Here is a 6055-nt window from a genome sequence, read left to right as displayed (position 1 = left end):
GCTTCTGCCAGTGATGAAGCGCGTGGATTCTATGGTGTGCAATTTCACCCAGAAGTCACCCACACAGAAAAAGGCGTTGAGCTTATCTCTAACTTCGTACATGGCATCTGTGGCTGTGGTAACGCATGGAACTCTGAGAACATCATTGAGATGCGCATCGCCCAACTAAAAGAACAGATCGGCGATGAAAAAGTGCTACTAGGTCTGTCTGGCGGTGTTGACAGCTCGGTGGTAGCAGCACTACTACACAAGGCGATTGGCGATCAGTTGACCTGTGTATTCGTGGATAATGGCCTGCTTCGCCTGAACGAAGGCGATCAAGTAATGCAAATGTTCGCTGAGAATATGGGCATTCGTGTGATTCGCGCCGACAGCGAGGATCGTTTTTTGGGTGCATTGGCAGGCGTTGCCGACCCAGAGGCTAAGCGTAAGATCATCGGACGCGAATTCATCGAAGTGTTCTCTGAAGAAGCTCGTAAATTAGACGGTGTAAAATTCTTAGCCCAAGGTACCATCTATCCTGATGTCATCGAGTCAGCAGCGAGCAAGCAAGGCAAGGCACACGTCATTAAGTCACATCACAATGTGGGTGGCTTGCCTGAAGATTTGGCGTTTGAATTGGTTGAGCCGCTGCGTGATTTGTTTAAAGATGAAGTACGTAAACTTGGCGTGGCGCTTGGCATTCCGCATCACATGATTTATCGCCACCCATTCCCAGGCCCAGGTCTAGGCGTGCGTATCTTGGGTGAAGTCAAAAAAGAATATGCCGATATCTTGCGTGTGGCAGATGATATCTTCATGCAGGAGCTGCGTGCATCTGGCTGGTATGATAAGACTGCCCAGGCCTTTGCGGTGTTCCAACCTGTAAAATCAGTTGGCGTGGTGGGTGATGGTCGCCGTTATGCGTGGGTGATTGCCTTGCGTGCGGTTGAGACAGTGGACTTTATGACTGCGCGTTTTGCTCATCTGCCATACGATCTAGTGGACAAAATCTCAACTCGCATCATGAATGAGATCCGTGACGTATCTCGTGTGGTCTATGACGTATCGAGTAAGCCACCTGCGACGATCGAATGGGAATAATTCCACGACACAAACCAAGCCTTAGTGCTTGGTTTTTTTGTTGTAAATTCGCCCAATATGGACAAATTTGCTATAATGATCAGAGATGAATCAGATTGCGATTCTATTTTAATAAGTGATCAAAACAACTGACATGTTTCACGTGAAACAAGATAGGTGTGGTATGAAATTTTCAAATTTTGGTGAAAAATTTACTAAGAATAGCGGCATTCTACAGCTCATGGATGACCTTGGCAGGGCGTTGGCAAGTGATCAACCGATTAACATGCTTGGCGGCGGTAACCCTGCAGTGATTCCTGAGGTGAACGATGTATTCCAAGCGACTTTGAAGCAGGTTGTGGAAGATAATAATGCGCTTGATAGTGTGGCCAACTACTCAACACCTCAAGGCGATGCTAAGTTCATTGATACTTTGGCAGAGTTTTTTAATCGTCATTATCATTGGAATCTGACCGCAGAGAATATTGTTTTGACCAACGGCTCTCAGAATGGATTTTTTTATTTATTTAATCTATTCTCGGGCAAATTTGGTGACAGTGAAAAATCCATTTTGTTGCCGCTTGCCCCTGAGTATGTCGGGTATGCTGATGCTCATGTTGAAGGCACACACTTCATGGCGGTGCCGCCCATCATTGAAGAGATGACGCACGAAGGCGAAGATGGATTTTTTAAATACCGTGTGGATTTTGATGCATTGGAGAGCTTGCCTGATTTGGCAGAGGGTAAGATCGGTGCGATTTGCTGCTCGCGTCCAACCAACCCAACAGGCAACGTGCTCACCGACGATGAGATGGCGCGCCTAGATAAGCTTGCCAAAAAATATGACATCCCGCTCATCATCGACAACGCCTATGGCATGCCATTTCCTAACATCATTCATACGGACACCACGCTAAGCTGGGATGAGCAGACGATTTTATGCTTTAGTTTGTCGAAGATTGGCTTGCCTGGTGCCAGAACGGGTATCATCGTTGCCAGCCCGCAAGTAATCCGTGCGGTGAGTGCGATGAATGCTATTGTCAATCTGTCGCCAGTACGGTTCGGGGCGACGATTGCCACGCCGTTATTTGCTGATGATCGCATCATTGATCTGGCAGATAACCACATCCAACCTTTCTATAAAAAACAATCAGCACTGGCGGTAAGACTTCTAAAAGAACAATTTGCTGATCTGCCAGTGAAGATCCATAAACCAGAAGGCGCGATATTCTTGTGGGTGTGGTTCGATGATCTGCCCATCAGTACAACCGAGCTTTATCAAACCCTAAAAGATCAAGGCACGCTAATCATCCCGAGTGAACATTTCTTCGTGGGCGTTGATACTGACAACTATCCGCACGCGCATCAATGCATCAGGCTGTCTATCGCTCAAAATGATGAGACACTCCAAAAAGGCATCGCCACCATCGGGCGCGTCGTGCGTGAATTGTATCAAGGTTAAATCGACTCAGAATAACTTTGCCGGACAACCTACCGATTTAGCATTACTTATAAAAAATCCCCAGTGCCAGTGCATTGGGGATTTTGGTGTGATAAAGCTTAAATCGCAGCAACAACCATGATTTCAATCAACCAATTTGGATTAACCAATTTGGCTTCTACGGTGGCACGCGCAGGTGGTGTGATGCCTTTGACCCATTGATTCCATTCGCTGTTAAATGCATCAAAATTCGCCAAATCAGTGATAAAAACCTGTGCAGATAGGATTTTTGATTTGTTAGAGCCTGCCTTAGCCAGCGCGGCATCGATGTTAGCGAATACTTCTCTAGACTGACCTTTGATGTCTAGGCTGTCGTCATTGGGTACTTGACCTGCCAAATATACCACGCCATTATGGATGGCGATCTCGCTTAGGGTGTCGTTACTGTCTAGTTTGGTGATGTTAGCCATGATGATTCCTTAGGGATGATTGGGTGATTAATGATACCTTGCCAACGACAACCCGTCAAGGCTAATGTCTGGTGCGCGCTTGGTGATGATGTCTGCTATCAACTTCCCAGAACCGCACGCCATGGTCCAGCCAAGTGTGCCGTGCCCTGTATTGATGAATAGGTTGTTAAATTTGGTCTCTCCAATGATCGGTGTGCCGTCTGGCGTCATGGGGCGAAGACCCGTCCAAAAAGTCGCATTCGGTAGGTCGCCACCTGTAAACAAATCACGTGTAACCATCTCAAGCGTGGCTCGGCGAGCAGGATTTAACTTTAGATTAAAACCGCTTAATTCTGCCATGCCGCCCACACGTATACGATTATCGAAGCGCGTAATGGCAATCTTAAATGTCTCATCTAGCACGGTTGAGACAGGCGCATTATCAGGGTCAATGATGGGCACGGTCAGAGAATAGCCCTTGACAGGATAAACAGCTAAATTAAGCCCCAAAGACTTTGCAATGTCACGCGAGTAGCTGCCAAAGGCCAGCACATAATGATCAGCCGTGAGCAGCTCGCCATCAGCCAGAACGCCTGTGATGGCATTACCATCATGCTGAATTTGTTGTACGGTTTTATTAAATAAAAACTTCACACCCAGTTCTTTGGCGAGTGCGGCGAGTCTTTTGGTGAATAAATTACAATCGCCCGTTTCATCATTGGGCAGTCTTAGTCCGCCAACAAGTTTGTCCTTGGCGTGAGCTAGGGCAGGTTCGACTCTGGCGAGTTCGTCACGGCTAAGCAGTTCGTAAGCCACGCCGCATTCTTTTAGGACCTCGATGTCACGACCCACCACATCCAGCTGAGCTTGTTTTCGGAATAATTGTAGCGTGCCTTTGGTGCGGTGTTCGTATTGAATGCCCGTCTCCTGGCGTAAGGCTTGTAAGCAATCACGGCTGTATTCAGCGACGCGCATCATGCGTTCTTTGTTAAGAGCGTAGCGATCGGCGTTGCAGTTGGCGAACATCTTGGCTGCCCACTGCGCCTGCCACAGAGATCCATCGGGACTGATGGCGAAGGGTGCGTGTTTTTGAAGTAGCCATTTGGCGGCTTTTAGGGGGATGCCAGGGGCTGCCCAAGGGGTTGAATAACCAGGAGAGATTTGACCTGCGTTACCAAAGCTGGTCTCTTCGGCGACATTGTTTTGGCGTTCGATGACAGTGACATCCACGCCCAATTTAGCAAGATAATACGCTGACGTTACGCCAATGACGCCGCCGCCAAGTACGATTGCTTTCATAACTGATTATCCTTGAAGGTAATGATATAAACAATCGCTTATGATATCAATCGCTTGAATGAATAACAAGCGACATTCACGAATTATGAAAATATTTTATGTTAATCTTAAAAAGATGTTTTGCTTTGTTTGGATAAAAGCTGTGTTATAATATTACTAACTTGACGGAGTGCAACCCAAAGTTGCCGAGATTGTGGTTATGCCACAAAATCCGTTGAACCTGATGCGGTTCGTACCGCCGTAGGAAATCAAGTTTTCAAAATCTTAAAAGTTCTGTATATTATTGATTTATATCAATAATTCTTTTTCATCATAAGATTTTTGATGGCTTGATTTGTTTATTAGCCATTTAAAAAAGGATATTATGATGAGCCAAATCGCAAATCAATCCCCAACCCCAACTGAATTGATTAATCAACACGAGCAAGATGCCAAAGATTTAACTCGTATCCTGCCTGCCTCCAAAAAGGTCTATGTACAAGGTTCACGAGCGGACATTCGTGTGCCGTTTCGTGAGATTACGCTGACCGACACGCCCCTAGGTCTTACCCAAAATGGCAAACAGGACAGTTTTGAAAAAAATGAGCCGATTTTGGTGTATGACACATCAGGCGTGTATACTGACCCAAGCGTTCACATTGACCTAAATCAAGGCTTGCCCAAACTGCGTGAGACGTGGATTGCCGAGCGTGATGACACGGACGTTTTGGACGGTTTGACATCGGATTTTGGTAAGGCACGGCTAAACGACATTCGCACGGCGGACATTCGTTTTGCTCACATTGCCAAACCCAGACGAGCCAAACGTGGCAAAAACGTAACCCAAATGCACTATGCCAGACAAGGCATTATCACGCCTGAGATGGAGTACATCGCCATTCGTGAAAATGGCAAACAGCGTGCGGGCGTGGATTTACGCCAACATCAGGGGGAAAATTTTGGGGCGAGCGTGCGTGAGATTACCCCTGAATTTGTGCGTCAAGAAGTAGCAGAAGGGCGAGCGATTATTCCGTGTAATATCAATCACCCAGAGAGCGAGCCGATGATTATTGGGCGAAATTTTTTGGTAAAAATTAACGCCAACATTGGCAACTCCGCCCTAGGCTCGTCCATTGATGAAGAAGTCGCGAAGATGACGTGGGCGACACGCTGGGGTGCGGACACGATTATGGATTTGTCCACAGGTAAAAATATCCACGAAACACGAGAATGGATTATCCGCAATAGCCCTGTGCCGATTGGGACGGTGCCGATTTATCAGGCGTTGGAAAAGGTAAGTGGCGTGGCGGAAGATTTGACGTGGGAGATTTTTAAGGATACGCTCATTGAGCAGGCAGAGCAGGGCGTGGATTATTTTACCATTCATGCAGGGGTGCTACTGCGTTATGTGCCACTTACCGCCAATCGCTTGACGGGCATTGTATCTCGGGGTGGGTCAATCATGGCACAGTGGTGCTTGGCTCATCACAAGGAGAATTTTATTTATGAGCATTTTGATGAGATTTGTGAAATTGCCAAAGCCTATGACGTGGCGTTTAGTTTGGGCGATGGACTTCGCCCAGGGTGCATTCAAGATGCCAATGATGAAGCTCAATTTAGCGAATTAAAAACGCTGGGCGAGCTGACCAAACGTGCATGGGAACATGATGTACAAGTGATGATAGAAGGACCAGGACACGTTCCAATGCATATGATTAAAGAAAATATGGATATGCAGTTAGAACATTGCCATGAAGCCCCATTTTATACGCTAGGGCCCTTGACGACTGACATCGCCCCTGGCTATGACCACATCACAACTGCG

At 46.9% G+C, this 6055-nt stretch carries 5 protein-coding genes and 1 riboswitch; of the genes, 3 read left to right on the top strand and 2 right to left on the bottom strand.

The annotated features are described in order from the left end of the window. Positions 1 to 1083, top strand: a 1083-nt coding sequence (gene guaA, locus GY683_RS04445; protein ID WP_297287599.1) for a glutamine-hydrolyzing GMP synthase, incomplete at its 5' end; no start/stop codon positions are given. Positions 1084 to 1246: 163 nt separating this feature from the next. Then, complete coding sequence (locus GY683_RS04440) at positions 1247 to 2524, top strand: valine--pyruvate transaminase (protein ID WP_297287598.1); 1278 nt, start codon at positions 1247 to 1249, stop codon at positions 2522 to 2524. A 98-nt stretch (positions 2525 to 2622) separates the two neighbouring features. Here GY683_RS04440 and GY683_RS04435 read toward each other — a convergent pair whose 3' ends face one another. Next, positions 2623 to 2973 carry a RidA family protein gene (locus GY683_RS04435; protein ID WP_297287597.1) on the bottom strand — a complete coding sequence of 117 codons (351 nt, stop codon included), beginning with the start codon at positions 2971 to 2973 and terminating at the stop codon, positions 2623 to 2625. A gap of 27 nt (positions 2974 to 3000) precedes the next feature. Then, complete coding sequence (locus GY683_RS04430) at positions 3001 to 4251, bottom strand: D-amino acid dehydrogenase (RefSeq protein WP_297287596.1); 1251 nt, start codon at positions 4249 to 4251, stop codon at positions 3001 to 3003. Between the two features lie 155 nt (positions 4252 to 4406). Beyond that, positions 4407 to 4516, top strand: a riboswitch (TPP riboswitch). 102 nt (positions 4517 to 4618) lie between these two features. Here GY683_RS04430 and thiC point away from each other — a divergent pair. Continuing rightward, the coding region (gene thiC, locus GY683_RS04425; protein ID WP_297287595.1) for a phosphomethylpyrimidine synthase ThiC at positions 4619 to 6055 on the top strand (1437 nt) is incomplete at its 3' end.

Source organism: Moraxella sp. (genome assembly GCF_024227015.1).
Lineage (GTDB): Bacteria > Pseudomonadota > Gammaproteobacteria > Pseudomonadales > Moraxellaceae > Moraxella.
The sequence above is the reverse complement of the archived record's forward strand: the minus strand, read 5'-3'. Positions and strand labels throughout refer to the sequence as shown.